This window comes from Chitinophaga japonensis, assembly GCF_007830125.1.
Classification (GTDB): domain Bacteria; phylum Bacteroidota; class Bacteroidia; order Chitinophagales; family Chitinophagaceae; genus Chitinophaga; species Chitinophaga japonensis.
The window spans coordinates 617,540-637,547 of record NZ_VLLG01000005.1; the positions used below are offsets into that span (position 1 = coordinate 617,540).

A 20,008-nucleotide genomic window follows, 5' to 3' on the forward strand; every position below is an offset into this window, starting at 1 on the left:
CACTATGGTGAAAAAACTCCCCCTGCTATGCCTGTTATCCATCATACTGGCGCTGCCTGGCGCCTTATCCGGCATGCACAACGAACCGGACTCCGTGTACCTGCTTGCATATGCCACCGGTAAGAACAATAATCATAACGGCCTGCAGTTTGCCTGGAGCCGTGACCGGCAGCAATGGCATCCTATCGGGGACGATTATGGTTTCCTGAAATGTGACTACGGGCGCTGGGGCGCAGAAAAACGGATGATCAGCCCCTACCTGTTGCAGGGCCCGGACAGCCTGTGGCATTGTGTGTGGAGCCTCAATGAGCGGGACCGCCTTTTTGCCCACGCTGCCTCCCCCGACCTGGTGCACTGGAAAAGGCAAAGCTACCCTGTTATAGAAAAAGGCGAAAATTTCCTGCGCCCGGCACTGCAGTATGACAAGGCCAGGGGGCAATACAACATTACCTATGCCAGCGCCGGCAACCGGCATTACCGCATCAGCACCAAAGATTTCAAAACCTACGGCCCTGCCAGGGAAGTGCCGGCCGCGCAGCATTCCGGCGCCGGCCAAACGGTTACTTTACCTGCAGGTCCCGCTACCGGACAGGTGCACCGTGTAGCATGGGCAGTGGTGGACCGGCTGCTCAAAAAATATGAATGGCAGCAGTATAAACGGATGCAGAACGCGGAATCCACCCGGCAGGACAGCCAGCGCTTTGCCGGCCTGCAGCCGGTACAGGCCAGCATTACCGTACAGCCGCAAATGGCCCGGCCGATCAGCGAACTGCTGCTGGGCATTTTCTTTGAAGACATTAATTACGCAGCGGATGGCGGCCTGTACGCAGAGCTGGTGCAGAACCGCGATTTTGAATATAACCCGGGCGATAAGGAAGGGCGTGACCCGGGCTGGAACAGCAGCCACTCCTGGACACTGCAGGGAGCCAACACGTCTTTTGCAGTCGATTCGTCCACGCCGGTACACCCTCACAACCCGCATTACGCGGTGCTGGACACCAAAGCCCCCGGCGCGGCGCTGGTCAATGCCGGCTTTGATGGCATTCCTGTAAAGCAGGGTGAAAAATATGATCTTACTTTCTTTGCCCGGCGCCCGGATGGACCAAAGGGAAAGGTGCTGGTCAGCCTGGTCAGCCAGCAGCAGGAAGTGCTGGCGCAGGCCACCGTGGATATTGCCCCCGGCAACTGGACATCCGTTAGCACCGTGCTTACTGCTGCTGCTGACGCCACGGCTGCGCAACTATCATTGCAGCCGCTCTCGCCGGGCCGCCTGTCGCTGGATATGATCTCCCTTTTCCCACAAAAGACATTCAGGGGCAGGAAGAATGGTTTACGGGCAGACCTGGCGCAGGCCATTGCGGGCATTCACCCGCGCTTTGTGCGGTTCCCGGGCGGCTGCGTAGCGCATGGAGACGGGCTGGGCAACATCTACCGCTGGAAAAACACCATCGGTCCCCTGGAAGCGCGCGTACCGCAGCGCAACCTCTGGGGCTATCATCAATCCGCCGGGCTGGGCTATTTTGAATACTTCCAGTTCTGTGAAGATATCGGCGCGGAGCCGGTGCCCGTGGTAGCGGCCGGCGTCCCCTGCCAGAACTCAGGCGCCGGCACCTGCGGGGGCGGTCAGCAGGGCGGCATCCCGATGGACGAAATGGACGAGTATGTACAGGATATACTGGACCTGGTGGAATATGCTAACGGCGGCGTAAACACGAAATGGGGTAAAAAACGCGCGGAAGCCGGACACCCGGCTCCCTTCCACCTCAAATACATCGGCGTGGGGAATGAAGACCTGATCACGGATGTTTTCGAGGAGCGGTTCACGCTGATCTACAAGGCCCTGAAAGAAAAGCACCCGGAGATCACCGTGATCGGCACCGTAGGGCCGTTCTTTGAAGGCACCGATTATGAAGAAGGATGGGACATTGCCGGGAAACTGCAGGTGCCCATGGTAGATGAGCATTACTACCAGTCGCCGGGCTGGTTCATCCACAACCAGGATTTCTATGACCGGTACGACCGTTCCAAATCAAAAGTATACCTGGGCGAGTACGCGGCCCACCTGCCCGGCCGGCCCAGCAACCTGGAAACCGCGCTGGCGGAAGCGCTGTACCTGACCGCCCTGGAGCGGAACGGCGACGTGGTGCAGATGGCTTCCTACGCCCCTTTGCTGGCAAAAGAAGGACATACCCAGTGGAAGCCCGACCTGATCTATTTTAACAATACCGCGGTAAAGCCCACCGTGGGATACTATGTACAGCAATTGTACGGCCTGCACGCCGGGGATGAGTACCTGCCCGGCGCTGTTGCGCTTTCCAATAATGACGACGCTGTAAAAAAACGTATTGCCGTTTCCGTGGTACGAGATACCAAAAGCGGGGACCTGGTCCTGAAAATGGTGAACCTGCTGCCGGTAGCGGTGCAATCCGCCATTGATCTCAACGGCATTTCCGTTGCCAGCGGCCAGGCCCTTAAAACCATCCTGCAGGGACGTCCCGGCGACGAGGACACGCGGCCGGTAACCATCTCCTGCGAGGTAGCCGAAAAATTCAATACGGCATTGCCGGCCTATTCCTTTACCGTTATCCGAATCAAAACAAAATAAGCATTATGATGAAACAGCTCTGCTCACTGATCCTGGTGATCCTTGGTTTTACGGCGCATGCGCAGCAGGCGGCCGATTTTCACAACTGGGCGCCCACCCCGCCCATGGGATGGAACAGTTGGGACTGTTTTGGCCCCACCGTGGCAGAGGCCGAGGTCAAAGCCAATGCAGACTATATGGCGAAGCACCTGAAAGCCTATGGCTGGGAGTATGTGATCGTGGATATCCGCTGGTATGTATCAAACGACAAAGCGCACGGTTACAACGAAACCGACCCGGCCTACAACATAGATGAATACGGGCGCTTCCAGCCTGCTGTGAACCGCTTCCCTTCCGCTGCCGGCGGCAAAGGGTTTAAACCGCTGGCAGATTACCTGCACAGCAAAGGCCTGCAATTCGGCATTCACATTATGCGGGGCATACCGGTAATAGCGGTAAAGCGCAACCTGCCCATTAAAGGCAGCAGCGCTACTGCCCGGGACATCTATTCCGAAAAGGACCAGTGCAAATGGCTGCACGACATGTACACCATCGTGCCGGGCAAAGAAGGCGCACAGGCTTACTACAATTCCCTTTTTGAGCTATATGCGGACTGGGGCGTGGACTTCGTGAAGGTGGACGACCTCTCCGCCCCCATTTACTTCACGGAAGAGATCAACATGATCCGCAAGGCGATAGACCGTACCGGGCGCAAGATCGTATTAAGCACCTCGCCTGGAGAAACACCCATTGCGCACGCCGCGCATGTACAGCAGCATGCCAATATGTGGCGTACGGTAAATGATTTCTGGGACCGCTGGGACCACCTGGACGAGCATTTTGAAGTGTTTGAGCGCTGGAACAAGTGGCGCATGCCCGGCGCCTGGCCGGACGGCGACATGCTGCCCCTGGGCCACATTGGCATCCGCGCGGAAAGAGGCGATCCCCGCATGAGCAAATTCACCAGGGACGAGCAGTACACACTGATGACGCTCTGGAGCATCTTCCGCTCGCCCCTGATGTTTGGCGGCCATCTCCCGGACAATGACCCTTTCACGCTTTCCCTGCTCACCAATAAGGAGGTGCTGTCCGTGCTCAATCACAGCACCAACAACCGGCCTGTTTTCACCGATCCTGCCAAAGCTGCCTGGACAGCCGATGCTACCGGCAGCAAAAACAAGTACCTGGCGGTTTTTAACCGTGGCGATCAACGTGCTGCCATTCCCGTTACACTGTCATCACTCGGCATTACCGGGCCTTGCAGGATCACGGACCTGTGGACGGGTAAAACCACAGGCACATTTTCCGGCACCTTTGCCCCGGAGATCAACGCGCACGGTGCGGGGCTGTATAAGTTATGGCAGGAGTAGTTCCGATAGGGGCGCAGATAGACCTGCCAGGTTTTAAAAACCTGGTCTGGTTTCAGCCACATGGCATGCCCGCCGGATGCCGGCAGCACAATAGGCATCACCGTGGATGCATTGACGCGCTGCTCCGTTACTTTTACCTTGGTTTTGGTAGGGACGGCGGGATCATCCGTGTATATTTTTGCAAGGAATGACTGGCCCGGCGGTAAAAAATCAAATGACAACTGCAGCGTCCGGGCGCTATTGTTGGTGATGGTGCCCACAAACCATTCCGCTCCTTTCCTGCGGGCTACGGAAATGTGCTCGCCAGGTTCGCCCTGCAGCACCCGGGTCTCGTCCCAGGTAACGGGAATATGATCCCAGAATTCCAGCTCCGGTTCATCATCGCTTAATGCAGGACTGTCATACCAGTACAGGGTTTGCAGGGGGCTGTAGTAAATAGCGGCCAGCGCAAGCTGATGCGCATGCGTGGTCTTTATCCGCGGATCGTAGTAACAGATGGTGTAATCGGCTGCGCCGGCAATATAACGGGTAAAGGGCAGGATGGTGTTGTGCGTGGCATCGGGCATTTCCTCGTTGCCCCTGATCCCTTCGGCGGTCATCAGGTTGGGCCAGGTCCGCTGCTCGCCGGTGGGGCGCCAGTCATCATGCACATTTATCATGATATGGTTTTCCGCGGCTTTTTTAAACATGTCTTCCATCCAGGTGGTCCAGCGGTGGGAGCCTACCTGCACAAAACCGAACTTCACGCCCTTCACGCCCCATTGCCGGTATACGCTGAACAGGGAATCCGACTGGGCCAGCAGGGCCTGCTGATTTACGTATAGCCACACGCCCACGCCTCTCTCCTTCCCGTATTGTATAATGGCCGGCAGGTCAAAATCCGGGATGGCTACTTTGGTGGCATCGGAGTTAAAGGTAAAGGACGGCCCATACCATTTCCAGTCAAACAGGATATACTGCAGGCGGTGCTTCACGGCGAAATCGATATGCGCCTTTGCTTCGGCGGTGTTTTGTATCATGACCCGGATGATCTTGCCGGGCTTTATCCAGCCGGTATCTTTGATCCTGGAAGGCGCATTGAGGTCCAGCAGTAAAAAGTCGTTTTCCATCAGCGCCCCCGGCCTGTCTGCCACCATGATCACCCGCCAGGGCGTACCAAAGGGGGAGATCAGGTCGGCAGGCGTATAGATGGAAGTGACCACGGTGTTGCGCTTATCGGGGCTCAGGGTGAATTTGGTGCGGGCATAATCCACTAACTGTGCTTCGGCCAGGCAGGCATACAGGCCACCCGGCAGTTTCAGCGTAAGCGGGCGCTCCGCTTCTCCCGGCCAGTCACGCAGGGGCAGCTCCCGGTAGGGCGCCTGTCCCCACAAGGCATGGAAGGCGGTGGTGCCGGCCGGCAGCGCAAATTCCGTATGCTCTGCTACCACGCGGTAATAGCTGCCCTTTTCATGTTCCGGGAAATAATACCGGATAGCCACGCCTTCATTATACACGCGCAACTGCACGTCCATGCGGTACAGGGGGTTGTTCGCCTTCTGCATGGACACCGTCGCGCCGTTATAATGATCGCGTACCAGGGCGCGCTCTCCCGCCACCGGCTTCCAGCTCGTGTCCTGGCTGCTGCGCCGGATATCCTTTACCACCAGGTCGGCGGTCCAGCGGGTAAAAGTATCTACCGGTAAAGCCATGGCGTTTTCAGACAGGTGGTTGTCCAGCCGGATGTCCAGCACAGAGGGCCGTATCACGGTTCTTCCCTTATAGGTCACTTCGTAATACAGGCTGCGCCCTTCTTTATCGTTTACCTGGTAAAACCTGGCGGTAAGATTGCTGTCCGGCGACGATACCGTTACCTGGGTGCCCTCTATGGGCGCCGGTACTGCTGACTGCACAGAACACCCGGCTGCTCCTATGATCCCAAAAAACAAAGCGGCATAGCCCCATGCCTGTCTTACAAAAGAATATCCGTTCATGTGATTCAGTTTGTTGATTCCTCTCCGAGAATGCGTGTACCTTTCCGCTCTGTCATTTCCACTTTTACTGTACCGGTTTCCTGTTCCAGTTGCCGGATGTTAAATTCCTGCACCCTGCCATCCTGCAGCTCCACGCGCAGCCGGTCGCCGGCGGTGGCGCGCACGCTTTTGATCACCGGGTTGCGGTCGTAGGGGGCTATCACGGTGATGTAAACGGCCTCCTTTCCCTTGCTGCGAACGGCATAGGTCTTTCTTCTTGCGGCTTCATTTCCCAGGGGATAATCGCTGCCCAGCGTAGCTTTGAGCCGACGGGCCTTGACACCGTCCAGGTCAAAGGTCATTACTGCCGGTTGCGCAGGCGTGGCCGGCATGGCCGGTATGGCAGTGGTCATGGGAATGCCGCCGATCTTAACGGGGCCGCCCAAATAATCCCTCCCGGCTGCGGGCACGGCCTGCACATTGCCGTACCTGGCAGGCAGGCTGCTCAAAGGCAGCTCCTTCCCGTTTTCCAGCACTACAACGGCGTTGCCCAGGAAAAGGGAAGGCTGCCCGGACGCATTGGTACGCAGCTCCACCTGCAGCTCCTTTATGGCTTCCAGGGGCAGGTCAATACCCGCCGCGCCCAGTATCCAGGCGCCGGTGCTGTCCGTTTTCAATAGTTTACCATCGCCTTTTATGGTGTAGTGCACCTGTTTAGCTACATGATGGTCTTCCGGCGTTGTACCGGCCATTACCTGCTTTTGCAGGGGCCAGGCGCTGTACACATCCATGTGCAGCACACCGTCCTCGCTGTAGGGCGCCCGGGTGCCGGCATTGTCGCAGCCTTCACCCCAGCAGGTAGTAAAATGCGCTTTGGCCGTACCGCCGGCGCTCCACCAGTTACAGTCCGTTATGAACTGGGCGCTGCCCAGCGGGTCGGTATTCATCTGCGCCGTATGCTGCAGGAATTGCTTTTCTTCCGCTTCCATGCCGGTGAAACCTTTTGCCTGGAACAGCCAGTCAAAAGTGTGCTCCTGCGCTGCTTTTACATAATCCGCCAGCACTACATAATCATCTGTTACTATCATCAGGCGGCGCTGGAAAACAGGCTCCGTAAAACCGGTGACCGCGCCATAGCCCGGCGCATGGGCCGGCAATGGTACCGAACGGCCTTCCAGCCAGCATTTCTGCGCAAAGGAAATGTCGCCCCACTCGCTGTAACGCATACCACCGTATGGCGGGTTGGACCATCTTGCCTTTGTTTCCACCACCGCAGCCTGCATCATGCGGCCGGTATGGAACAGGGCGCGATGGCTTTCCACCGGCTCCTGCATTTTCTGGTCCACTACCACCATGTTCTTTGACATCGAGGTCTGCACATAGAATTTGTACATGAAGGACCCGTAGCCGTACCAGACCATTTCGGGATTATAAAAGCTGCGGCCGTAACGGGAAAGGTGGAGCAGACCGGTACGGTCAAAATGCCCGTGGTAGCCGCCGTGCGTGCCGTAGTGCAGGGCCGCCTGCAACTGTTCCCCCTGTTCCCTGCCGGGCTTTTGGGAACGCAGCATCACGATGCCCATGTTATCCGCATAAGCGGAGCGGCCGGCCAGCAATGAGGAATCCTGCGGCAGTTCCGGCACCCCGTACAGCAGGTCGCGGTCCGCGCTCCTGTTGATGATAGCGGCATATTCAGGGTCACGGTAGAGGTAGTACGCCAGCTCGTAGGGCTGCCCGGCCACCATGTTCTCCTGTGCATCGTTCACGGCAAACATAACGCCGCGGTTGTCAATAAAGGCGGGCAGCGCATCCCACATATCCTTAATGCCTACACTGTTTTTGGTGACCGGCCCCCACTTCTCAAAGTTCATCCCGTACAGGCCGGGCCGCATCATATCCGGTATCAGGGAATAATAAGGGGTAGTGCCAGCAGGCACCCGCATATCCTTGAAATTAACGCCCCAGGGAGCCAGCGCCAGCGCGATCTGCGAGAACTCGCTGGTGCACCATACATTGTAGCTGATGGAGCATTCATACCACCAGCCGTCATTCATCACGCCCTGGGAAAGATGGTCCAGGATGCCGCCGGGACCGTTGAAAAAGCGCTCCACCAGGCGCCAGTCCTGTATGGCCAGCGCGCAGTACAAGGCGCCTGTTTCTTCGCTGAGCAGCCAGTTGTTGATAGCCCCTTCCCTGGTGCCCAGATCCACTGTTTCTATAAAAAGGCGGAACGTGTGCTCAATCGCTGCCCTATCCTCCCCGGTCAGCACACCGGATGCCGCAATCATATCATAGGCCATGGCAATATGCTGGAAGAAATGGCCCTCCTGCACAAAGGACTGGTGGCAGCCGCGGAACGTGGTGGGGTATCCCTTCTGTGGATCGCTTAAGCGCCGCAGGAACAGCGCCACTTTTTCCGCGTACTTCTTATTACCTGTGAGCTGGTAGGCAATGCCAGCCGCCATAAAATTGAATTCCTCCTGCGTCCGGAAGAGATGCTGTCCCAGGATCGCATTGTCATTGCTCAGGCGTGTAGCCGGTTCCGGTACCTGCCAGGCTTCCGCCAACTGCACGTATTCCTCCTGCTCCTTCCTGGCCCATGCATACTGCTTTATCTTGTTACGCACCTCGTCCCAGCGGGCGGCGGTATGCAGGATATTCGGATGAGGCAGCGCCGTGGCGGTGATCAATTCCATACCGGCATCCGGCAACAGCCGCCCGTTGGCCAGCACGCGGATCACCTGTTTTTCGCGGCTGCCGGGCGGCAGGCGGTCCGCCACCTTTACGGTTACTTTACAGGTTTTGATCTCGCCGGGCGCCAGCTCCATAAAGGCCGGCTCCAGGGTGGTGTGCATGGATTCCCACCCGTAATGAGCTGCCTCCAGGTGCAGGGCCTGCCGCACATCCGATGTATTGCCTACGGCAAGGGTATATACGGCCGTTCCGCCCGGTGGCGCGGCCTTTCCTTTTACGGCGGTTGTAAGGGATACCGCATCCCCGGCAGTGAGCTGCACGCGGCGGATGCGTACCCGCCCGTCTGAAGGGCCGGCTGGCCGGATGATCACGGCCTTCACTGTTTGCAATGCGCCTGCCCGCTGCGCTTCATTGATCCGGAAGCTTTTCCAGGGCAGCACCACCCGGCGCCATCCTGTACCCGGTATGCTGACCGGCGCAGTGATCTCCGGGTAGATGTTATCCTTTTCATAACCCGGCACCTTGATCGCTACTTCCAGGTTGACGGTCCTTTCACTGTCCGTGAAAACGTAAAAGCTGATACCATAAAAACGGGTCCAGTCCGAGGCGCCTTCATCCAGCTTCCGGAAGCCCTTGTTATAGCGCTTTCCATCGGGGTAGCGGTATTGCAGGGAGCCGGCGGGCAACAGCACGGCGCCCTCCTTATCCGGCCGGCCTGCGCCCTGCCAGTCTGAAAGATCTGCTCTACCAATACCTTCCTGCAATACCGCTGCAGAGAGCTGCATTGACAGGAAGGCGGCAAAAAATAACATTAATACGTTCTTCATCAGTTATATCCGGGATTTTGCTGGAGGTTCGGGTTCAGCACCAACTGGGTAGCAGGTATGGGCAGCAGATAGTGCGTCCGCTTGAAATTGCGGTTGGATTTGCTGTCAATCACCACGCAGGACAGGTTGCCGGCGGCTGTAGCCACGGTTTCCTCTCCCCACACATAGGCCGCGGGCTTATAGCTGGCGGTAGCATCGCCGGAAGCATCCCTGAAAGCCGTGGTATAGGCGGCATCACCTACTACCATGCCGCAGGTGGATGCATTCAGCGCAGCCTCCGCTATGCCCCAGCGTTTCAGGTCATCAAAGCGGAGCCCTTCCTGGTACAGCTCGCGGGCGCGCTCATTACGTATTTCCTCCAGCATGCTCAACCCATTGGCGGCGACCAGCGCATTGGTGAGCGGCGCTACGCCTGCCCTGGCCCTTATTTTATTTACAGACTCGTCAAGCTGTGCGTCAGATATGCTCCCGTTCTTTTCATACAGCGCTTCTGCATACATCAGGTATACATCCGCCAGCCTGATAATGGAGTAGTTGGAAGACTCCTGGTTGGCGTTCCGGTAGGAGCCGTAGTTATACACGGCGAACTTCCGGTTGCCATAGCCGGCCAGCCCGTTGTCCAGCGTTGCCGACGCAGGGGCTTCCCCGTGGTAGGCGGTCATGCGCAGATCCCGGTTCCGGAATTCATCACCTACATTGTGATAGCCCTGGAAAAGCGGGGATTTTGCGGGCGGCAGCCCATCCGTGCACAGGTACAGGTCCATCATCTTGCGGCTGGGTATCATCTGCGCCGTAGTATGGGTAAGGTTTTGCCCGCCCTGCCGGTAGGTAAAGTCATACACGCCGTACAGGATAAATTCCTTGTTGGTGGCCTTGGTCAGCCCGGCAGGATTGGAGCCGCCGTCTTCCAGGTTAAACAGGAAATAGCTGCTTTGACCGTCCAGCGTGTTGTTCTGGTCCCACAGCTCATAGCCGCCGTTGTCCATCACCTCCTTGCACAGGCTGATGGTTTCGGTCAAAAAGGCGCTCACCTGTTCGGAAGACGGTCCGCCGGAGCCGGCAAAGTCCGTGGAAGTACCTACGTATTTGCGCCAGGTAGCTTCGTACAACAGTACGCGGGCCTTGTATGCTCCCGCGGCCCATTTGCTGATGCGGCCCTTGTCTGCAGCGGCAATTTCCTGTTCCGCGGGCAGTCCGGCAATGGCCTTGTCCAGGTCGGACAGGATCAGGTCTATCACTTCATAACGGCTATTGCGGGGCGCTGTCAGCTCCGGCGACTTTACCCCTGGCACCGTAGTAACAAGGGGCACTCCGCCAAAGAAACGCAGCAGGGTAAAATAGGCGTTGGCCCTGAAAAAGCTGGCTTCGGCCATGTATTGTTTGATCTCCTCCTGGCTGCCGGTATAAGCTGCCGCGTTCTCCAGCAGGATGTTGGCGGAGCGTATCCAGTTATACGGGTTGCTCCAGCGGTTGTCGTCACCGGGTACGGTAATGTTGCCACGGGCATAGTCCCCGGAAAACCCGGTATTGGTTGAGAGGTCAGAGCCGGCATCCATGTACTGGTAAATGCTGTTGCCTCCAAACGGCGATTTCCATCCCATTAGCTGGCTGTAAAAACCGGTGGTATAGGCTTTGAAGTCAGCCGGCCGCTTGAAATAAACAACGTCCGTCAGCTCATCCTGCGGTTCCAGGTCCAGGAAAGTTTTCTGACAGGCTCCCATGGCGAGGGATATGCCGCCTGCCAGCACGATATATAGTAATTGCTTCATAGTTTACTGATTGCTGCGTGTTAAAAAATGATCACAAACCAACGTTGATCCCGAAAGACCAGGTCCTGTAAAAAGGGTAGCCGGCATTCTGCGTGGTTTCGCCATGTTCCGGGTCGTAGCCGTCCTTGATGCTGGTCCATTCCCAGAGGTCGTTGCCGGAGAAGTACAGGCGCACCCTTTCCAGGCGGGCTTTTTGCGTAAGCTGCTGCGGCAGGGTATAGCCGATCACCAGCGCTTTGAGGCGGAGATAGCGGCTGTTCTGCAGCATGAAGTCATTGTTCTCATAATTCCAGCGCGCCCGGTTGGTGTACACCGTCAGCCGCGGGTATTGCGCATTGGGATTCTCCTCCGTCCAGGTTTTCCCGATATAGGCCACGTTCTGGTTGGACCAGATCACGTTAAAGGGAAATGCCATATAGCCGGAGCGCATGATGTACTGCTGACCTACGCCCTGAAAGAAGGCGTTAAAGTCCAGGCCTTTCCAGGAGCCGCCCATATTCAGCCCGAATACGTAATGCGGTGCGGCATCGCCCATGAACTTTACATCGCTGGCTACTTTTTTGGAAGCGTCGTAGGTGTTGCTCACCACCCCGTCGCCGTTATGATCTATACGCCTGGTATCGCCGGGGCGGAGGGCGTTATTGCCCTGCACAGCGCCCAGCAGGCCTGCGTTACCGCCATGCGCTTCATAGTAGGCATCCACTTCTTGCTGGCTGGCGAAATACCCGCTGGTCTGGTATAAGAACCAGGAGTACAGGGGATACCCGTTCACGGTATTGTTTTTCCCGGGGCCATAAGCGTCGGCGCCTTCCATATTTTTCAACAACGTTTTGTTATTGCTGATATTAAAGGATACGTTGTAAGCAAAATCGCCTTTCTGATCCTTCCATCCTACCATCAGCTCCCAGCCTTTTACGTTGAGGTGGCCGCTGTTGGATTTGGGAGCTGCGCCGCCCAGCACTGCCGGGTATTGCACATTTACCAGCATTCCCTTATTGTCTTTCTGGAAATAATCAAAGGTGGCTGTGAGCCTGCTGTTGAGGAAAGCCAGGTCAATACCGATATTCTGCTGGTACACCCGTTCCCAGGTCCTTTCCCGGCTGACCAAACCGTTATTGGCCAGCGAAGAAGCGCCCTGCAGCCCCACCGGGTATCCCAGCGCCACGGTGCTATTGCTTACGGTAGACACATAGTCGTAGCTGCCAATGCCTACATTGTTGCCGGACACCCCGTAGCTGGCGCGGATCTTGCCAAAGTTCAGCCCCGGGATGGCAGGCATGAATTTTTCGCTGGTAAATACCCAGCCGGCAGACACGGTGCCAAAATGTTTCCATTTATAGCCCACATCAAACTTGGAAGATCCATCCCGGCGGCCCAACAGCTCCAGCAGGTACTTTTCCTTATAGTTATAATTCAGCCTGGCTATATAGGAGTAATAGCCTGTCTGGTTCTTGCCCCCGCTGTTGCCCATCACATCCGTAGTAGCTGCATTCAGGTCATAAACTCCCTGGTCAGTAAAATTCACGCGGTAAGCCTGCAGGTATTTATACTGGTATTTTTCTGCGTTGATGCCGGCAAGGGCGGAGAAGTTATGCACCCCGCCAAAAGACCTGCTGTAGCGCAGCAGCGCGGAGTAGTACTGGTAAAAGGTGGCATTGGAGGTGGTGGCATAACCCGGGTTGCCGGTGTTTTGCACCGTGGAGGAAAGGGCTTCCCTGGCCTTGTTCCCGTACCAGTCGTACAACTGCACGGGGTTTACATATTTTTCACGCCGGTACTGGTCGCCCTGGAAGGAAGCCATGCCCTCGAAGTCCAGGCCTTCCAGCAGGTTGACAGTCCCCTTCAGGTCCAGCCGGCCCAGCGTGCCCACCTGGTCGTCCCGGCCCCCGTCCGTGGTGGCCGCTACGGCGTTCCTGTTGCCCACGTTGCCGAAATTGGCATTCCACTGGCCCAGGGGGTTCCTGGAAGGAAAGAAGGGCATGTCATATGCAAACATGGTAGCATCCAGCCCGGATGAGGGACTGGAGGTCACCACATTCTGCAGCGTAATGCCTGATTCCAGCTTGATCCGGTCGGAAAGCTTATAATCATAATTAAAGCGGAGATTGTATTGTTTCTGCCCGTCGTAGGCAGTGGCCAGGTTGCCCCTGTTATCAGCATAGGCAAAAGAGAGGCGATAGCCGGTGATATCGTTCCTGTTGGCAATGCTCAGGTTGTGCTGGTGGGAATATTTCCTGGTAAACAGCTCCTGGATGCGGTTGCCGTGGCCCAGGTACACATCGTCCCAGAACTGGGTCTGGTATACATCCTCCACGCCCTGCTGCATTTTTTCCATGTTCTCTTTGGATACCCAGCCCCACCAGTTGGGAATGGTTTCCTCCTTGTTGGCTTCCAGCCAAACCGTGGCGTATTCCTCCATGGTGGGCGAGTAGCCGGCAATACCGTTGGTGGTGAAGCGCAGGTTATTGCTGTATTCCACCTGCAGCTTTCCCTTGCCTCTTTTGGTGGTGACCAGTATAACGCCGTTGGCGGCCCTGGAGCCGTAGATGGCGGCCGCGCCGTCCTTCAGCACGCTCACGCTTTCAATATCGTCCGGGTTCATTTGCTGCAGGGCGCTGCTGTGCAGGGCAGGAACGCCGTCAATCACGATCAGCGGGGAGCCGCCGTTTACCGAAGTGGCCCCGCGTATCTGGAAGGCGATGCCTTCATTGCCCGGCCGCGGGGAACTGCGGGTCACTACCAGGCCGGGGGTTTGCCCCTGCAGGGCCAGCCCCACATTGGTAACGGCGCGGTCCTGGAACGCCTTGCTGCTTACCTGTTCCACGGCGCCGGTAAGGGTGGTCTTTTTCTGGGTGCCATAACCTACTACCACCACATCGCTCAGGGTGGAGTTGGACAGCCTCAGCACAATATCCGGCAGCCGGGACGAGGTAATTGGTATTTCCATGGATTGGTAGCCCAGGTAACGGACCAGCAGGACATCGCTTTGACCGGCAGGAATACTGAAGGTGCCGTCATTGCCGCTGTGCGCGCCCTTGTTGGCCACGCCTTTGATGATGATACTGGCGCCGGCCACCGGGGCGCCGGTAGTGTCCACTACTTTTCCAGTTACCAGGGGCGTTTGCGCATAGGTATATGGAACTGACAGGAAGAGAAGGGCAAGCAGCCAAAAAGCCATCCGGCTTTTGCGCCCTGTAAAGCGAGTTCTTTTCATACGGGAATTTGTTTTATGCTAAATGCTCAATGCTGAACGCGAAACGTTTCCTGCATTAAGGGCGTTCGGCGTGACGCGTTGAGCAAAAATAGCCGTTGCTTTCCCGCAGCGTGAGGAGGAGATTCGGATAAAAAGGGTATAATTTTCGCCTTTGGGGGGGCTGATCCTCAGGTTTTGTGCACTTTCCGGTTCACATGGTGGGTATTATGGAAGGGCCGGCGGAATTTCCGGATATATTCCGAAGGGTTCATCCCGAACAGGTCATTAAAGTGCTGGCGGAAGTACTTCATATTATTAAAGCCCACCATGGCGGCAATCTCACCGATGTTGTGCTCCGTGCCGATCATGATCTCGGCCGCCTTCCGCAGGCGGATGAAGCGGATAAAGCCGTTCACGGACTGCCCGGAAACGGATTTTACCTTTTTATACAGGCCGGAATGGCTCATGCCCACCTCCCGGGCCAGGGCCTGGATAGAAAAACGGTCGTCGTCCAGGTGGCTTTCCACGATCTGTATACAGCGGTCCAGGAACTCCTTGTATTCCACGGATACCCGGAGGTCGTTCCGCTTCAGCGTGATCTCATTATAAAAATACTGCTGCAGGGTATTCCGCTTTCTTAGTACGCCCATTACCCGGGCTTTGAGCAATTCCCGTTCAAAGGGTTTGGTAATGTAGTCGTCCGCCCCGCTTTCTATCCCCTCCAACTGGCTTTCGGAGGCGGTAGTGGCCGTGAGCAGGATCACGGGGATATGGCTCAGGGCCGTATCCTCCTTGATATGCCGGCATACGGCTATACCGTTCATGCCCTGCATGGTAATGTCGCTGATGATCACATCCGGCAGGCAGTCCTTTGCGAGCTGCAGGCCTTCTTCCCCGCTGGCGGCTTCCAGGATGGTAAACTCCCCGGCAAAAAGCTGGGCGACGTATTTGCGCAGCTCAGCATCATCATCTATGACCAGGATGGTCTGCCGTTCCGTAACCAGCGCCGCCAGCTCTGCCTCCGGCTTAGCCGGCGCCGGCTCCTCCGCCGGCTCCTGCAGCAGCACAGACCTTTCCGGGGGCGCCTCCGGGCATATCATTTCCTGCCTGAAATGCGCTTTCCCTTTCAGCAACACCAGCCGGAAAGTGGTGCCTTCCCCTACCCGGCTTTCATAGCTCACCATGCCGCAATGGCGCTCCGTGAAATGCTTCACCAGGTACAGGCCGATACCGAAACCACCGGCAGCAGGCCCCTGCCCCTGCTTTACCTGGTAAAACTTCCGGAAAAGCCGGTCCCCTACCTCCGGCTGAATGCCGCAGCCGCTGTCCGTTACGGTTACCTGCACACCGTCTCCTGCTTCCGCCACCCGGAACGTAACACGTCCGCCCGGCGGCGTGAACTTCAGCGCGTTGGACACCAGGTTAAACAACACGATCTCTATCTTTTCGCGGTCGGCATATATTTCAACAGGCGTTTCCGGGCATTCAAAGCGGTAATCTATTTTTTTGGTCCTGGCCTGCTGCACAAAACAGAGGTACACTTCCCGGCAGGTATGCCCGAAGTCCAGCCGGGCCACTTTCAGGTTGTCCTCTTCACTGTCTGCCCGGCGAAAATGCAGCAACTGGTCCACCAGGCTTAGCAAACGGCGTGCATTCCGGTATACGATGTTCAGCTCTTCCGGGTCGGCGCCCTTGTCCGCACCGGACAGCATTTCTTTCACGGGGTTGATGATGAGGGTAAGCGGCGTGCGGAACTCGTGCGACACATGGGTGAAGAACGACAACTTTTTTTCATGCAGGTCCCTTTCTTTCTGCGCGTTCATATTGGCCAGCCGGATCTCGTATTTCAGGCGGTTCTGCCGCATCTTATAAAGGAAGTAGAGGTATACGGAGCCGGACAGCAGGGCGGCGTACAACAGGTAAGCCCACCAGCTCCGGTACCAGGGCGGCAGCACGGTAATGCCCAGGGCGATCTCCTGGGTGTTCCACACCCCTTCCGCATTGGTGCACCTTACCCGGAACGTGTACCTGCCCTCACCCAGGTGCGTATAAGTGGCGGAGCGCAGGTTGCCGGCATTGTTCCAGCCCTTGTCCCATCCTTCCATGAAATAGGCATACGTGATCTTTTTGGGCGAGGCATATTCCAGCGCGGTAAAGCCAAATGAAAAGACGGCCTTGTTATAGGGCACCCGGATGGCTTCTATGGCTTCATCCGTTACCCGGGTGATCAGCGGTTCATTCTTTTCCAGGGGCGTATTGTTGATCACCAGGTCTGTCAGCACCAGGTTCAGCTCCCGGCTTTCGCCGGTGATCTGTTTGGGATAGAACAGGCTGAAGCCCCGGATGCCGCCAAAGGCCATTTCCCCGGAGCGGAGCATTTGCGCCGCATTATAGAAGAACTGGTTGCTCTGCAGGCCATCACCCTGGTAGTAGTTGGTAAAGGTTCGTTTCGCCAGGTTGAATTTTGACAGGCCGTTGTAAGTGCTGAGCCAGAGGTTGCCCTGGCCGTCGTCCAGCATGTTCAGCACCGCATCGTTGCAAAGGCCGTCCTCCGTGGTGTAGCGGGTCACGATGTTACCCTGGCGCTTATCAAACAGGTACAGGCCTCCTCCTTCCGTTCCTACCCACAGGTGGCCGTTTTTATCCTCCTGGATGGCCCTTACCGTATGGCCGATATCATAAAACCGGTGCCGGCGGTTCACCCGGTCGATCTTCACGAGCTGGTTCAGGTTGCCGCCCCAGAGGTTGCCCTGGCGGTCTTCCTGCAGGACAAAGAGGTCGGACAGCGTGTCGTCAAACATATCAAAGGCATCCCTGGCGGGATTGTAGCGGTATAAAGCGCCGTAAATACCTCCGCTACGCAGGGCGCAGGCCCACAACTGCCGGCCCCGGTCCTTATGCAGTACAAAGATCACCTTGTTTTCCGCCCCGGAAACCGGGTTAATGCAGGGATAATGCTTAAACTGCCCGGTGTTTTGATCCCACCGTTGTATGCCCCTGCTATAGGTAGCGATCCATACATGCTGCTGCTCATCTCCTTCCAGGGAAGTGATAAAATTATCGGCCAGGGAATGCCGGTCCGCCGGGTGATGCGTGTAGGTGGTAAAGGTATTGGTACGACGGTTCCAGCGATTCAGGCCGTTGCCGTCCGTACCTATCCAGAGGCTGCTGTCCGGCGCTTCATAAAAAGCAGACACCACGTTCCCGGAAAGGGTGTTGTCGCTGCCCGGCTCCCGGCGTATAGTATGGAAACGGCTCTTTTGCAGGCCGGCAATATTAATGCCGCCCCTTAAAGTGCCGATCCATTTAGTGGAGGCCTTGTCTTCATACATGGTATGAATAGCGCCCCCGTTCAATGCGCGGCTGCCTTCCCCTGCTTCCAGGTACCAGGTGTCGCCGGTATGCAGGTTCCAGGTATAGATATTGCCGGTTTCCGTACTGATCCAAAGTTCCTGTCGGTCCCTGGTGAGCATGAGTGACAGCACTATTCCCGGCGGCAGGGGCTCCGTTGTAACTTCAAACACCTGCTTCATTTTACCCGATGGAATATGATACGCATACACTGCGGTGCCGGCTCCTATCCATACCTGTTCGCCATCGGCAGCCAGGCAGGTGGCGCCGGACAGGGAACCGTTCACCAGCCGCAGTTTCCCGGTTGCCGGGTCAAACAGGCCCAGGCCCCGGTTCTGCACCAGCACCCACACCCGGTTCCGGTTGTCGGTAAGCGTGGCATGCACGCCGTAGGTATACGTTGCTGCTCCGTTGACGACCAGGGGAACAGGGCTACCCACGGTGGCGCCCTGCCGGCATAGCAGCAGGCCCAGTCCTTCCGTGCCGATGAAAATGTTATCGCTGCTGTCCGTACCTACACTCCGGATCACGGTACTTAATTTTTGCACCCGCTCACCGCCTGCCGGGCGGTACCGGATGCCGGTAAATTTTCCCAGCAGCGGGTTGTAGCGGCTCAGTCCCTGCCGGGTGCCGATCCATAAAAAGTGATGCCGGTCTTCCGTGATAGCGGTAATGATATTATTGACCAGTGAATTGGTGTCACTACGTTTGCTGCGGAATACTTTAAAGCCGTAACCGTCGTAGCGGTTCAGCCCATCATAGGTGCCAAACCACATAAAGCCATCATGGTCCTGGTAGATGCAGCGCACGGTATTATTGGACAGGCCCTGCTCAATGCCGAGATGGTGAATGGGAGGATGAGGCGGGAAAAATATGGATATAAGCGTAAAAATAAGCGTCATAACGTTCTATTTGGCTGCAACTGTCCCATGCACACTTTTATGTGCACTCATGTTCACTGTTGTGGAATTTATGCTATGTAAGATAATGAAATATTGAAAACTTAAAATCAACTTAAAATCCCCCGGACCGGGTTTTGAAATTTCTCAACATTTAATAGATTTGCCCACACTTTTTTAGTCATTTAATCCATTTACTGTAATTTCTTATGTCAGTACGTGTAAAAAGATTAATCAAGTTCCTATCCTTCTTATTCTTTACAGGACTTATTTCAGGCGGTTTCCACGTTAGCTGCGCCGCGCAAAGTGTTACACTTTACACACCCTACACCAAAATTTCCGTTCCCCCCGGGGAGTCCATCAACTATTCGATTGATGTGATCAACAAAAGCGGCGGGTTGCGGACTGCGGACATTGCGGTAACCGGGCTGCCTAAAGGATGGAGCTATGAGCTGAAATCCGGCGGCTGGAAGATCGATGCCCTGTCGGTACTGCCCGGAGAAAAGAAAAACTTCTCCCTGGATGTACAGGTGCCGCTGAAGGTGAACAAGGGCAGCTACCGCTTCCTGGTGCAGGCAAAGGGCCTGAGCCGGCTGCCGCTTACCGTGGAGGTGTCCGAGCAGGGCACTTTTAAAACAGAATTTTCCACGGACCAGGCCAACATGGAAGGCGCGGCCAACTCCACTTTCACCTTTAACGCCAGGCTGCGGAACCGCACGGCAGACAACCAGGTATACGCCCTGAACACCTATGCGCCGCCAGGCTGGAACGTGACCTTCAAGGCCAACTACAAACAGGTATCCTCGGTGAACGTGGAGGCCAATCACACACAGGATATCACGATCGAAGTAGATCCGCCGGACGAACTGAAAGCCGGGAAATACAAGGTACCGGTAATGGCCGCCACCAGCAGCACCTCCGCCAAAATGGAACTGGAGGTGGCGATCACGGGGTCCTATGCACTGGAGCTTACTACGCCACAGGGATTGCTAAGCACGGACATTACCGCGGGCGACGATAAACGGATAGCGCTGGTGGTGAAGAACAAAGGCTCCGCGCCGCTGCGGAACATCAACATGCAGTTTGCTGCGCCGGTGAACTGGGACGTTAGCTTTGAACCAAAAAAGGTGGCGCAACTGGAGCCCGGGCAGACAGCGGAAGTATTTGCCACCATCAAAGCCGCCGATAAAGCCATTGCCGGCGATTACGTGACCTCGCTGGAGGCCAAAACGCCGGAAGTTTCTTCCAAAGCGGCCTTCAGGGTATCCGTAAAAACTTCTTTCTGGTCTGGTTGGGCCGGTATCCTGATCATACTGGCTGCGTTGGGCAGCGTATCCTACCTGTTCAAAAAATACGGAAGGAGGTGAGC

General features: G+C 56.4%; 7 protein-coding genes and 1 pseudogene. 3 read left to right on the top strand and 5 right to left on the bottom strand.

Going from position 1 to position 20,008, the window contains the following annotated elements; translation table 11 throughout:
• The first annotated feature begins 4 nt into the window (after positions 1–4).
• A complete protein-coding gene (locus LX66_RS23825; protein ID WP_244620492.1) occupies positions 5–2,605 on the top strand; it encodes an alpha-L-arabinofuranosidase C-terminal domain-containing protein in 2,601 nt (866 codons plus the stop codon).
• Positions 2,606–2,709: 104 nt separating this feature from the next.
• Positions 2,710–3,882, top strand: a pseudogene (locus tag LX66_RS23830) (glycoside hydrolase family 27 protein); the annotation flags it as partial.
• On the opposite strand, the gene LX66_RS23835 reads toward LX66_RS23830, so the two are convergent.
• The 5 genes from LX66_RS23835 to LX66_RS23855 all read right to left on the bottom strand — a co-directional run bounded on the left by LX66_RS23835 (position 3,792) and on the right by LX66_RS23855 (position 18,642).
• Positions 3,792–5,927: a glycoside hydrolase family 97 protein gene (locus tag LX66_RS23835; protein WP_407643614.1), complete on the bottom strand. Its 2,136-nt coding sequence runs from the start codon at positions 5,925–5,927 to the stop codon at positions 3,792–3,794. The pseudogene LX66_RS23830 and the gene LX66_RS23835 sit on opposite strands and share 91 nt — an antisense overlap.
• 5 nt (positions 5,928–5,932) lie before the next feature.
• A complete protein-coding gene (locus LX66_RS23840; protein WP_145718100.1) occupies positions 5,933–9,427 on the bottom strand; it encodes an alginate lyase family protein in 3,495 nt (1,164 codons plus the stop codon).
• Positions 9,427–11,196, bottom strand: coding sequence for a RagB/SusD family nutrient uptake outer membrane protein (locus LX66_RS23845; RefSeq protein WP_145718102.1), 1,770 nt, complete (start codon positions 11,194–11,196; stop codon positions 9,427–9,429). The genes LX66_RS23840 and LX66_RS23845 overlap by 1 nt, the downstream gene beginning before the upstream one ends.
• 31 nt (positions 11,197–11,227) lie before the next feature.
• Positions 11,228–14,410, bottom strand: a complete 3,183-nt coding sequence (locus LX66_RS23850; RefSeq protein WP_145718104.1) for a SusC/RagA family TonB-linked outer membrane protein — start codon at positions 14,408–14,410, stop codon at positions 11,228–11,230.
• A 167-nt stretch (positions 14,411–14,577) separates the two neighbouring features.
• The gene (locus tag LX66_RS23855; protein WP_145718106.1) at positions 14,578–18,642 is read right to left on the bottom strand and encodes a hybrid sensor histidine kinase/response regulator; all 4,065 of its coding nucleotides are present in this window, start codon (positions 18,640–18,642) and stop codon (positions 14,578–14,580) included.
• 206 nt (positions 18,643–18,848) lie between these two features.
• On the opposite strand from LX66_RS23855, the gene LX66_RS23860 reads away from it, so the two are divergent.
• Positions 18,849–20,006 (top strand): COG1470 family protein, encoded by a 1,158-nt coding sequence (locus LX66_RS23860; protein WP_145718108.1) that lies wholly within the window; start codon positions 18,849–18,851, stop codon positions 20,004–20,006.
• The last annotated feature ends 2 nt before the right edge of the window (positions 20,007–20,008 follow it).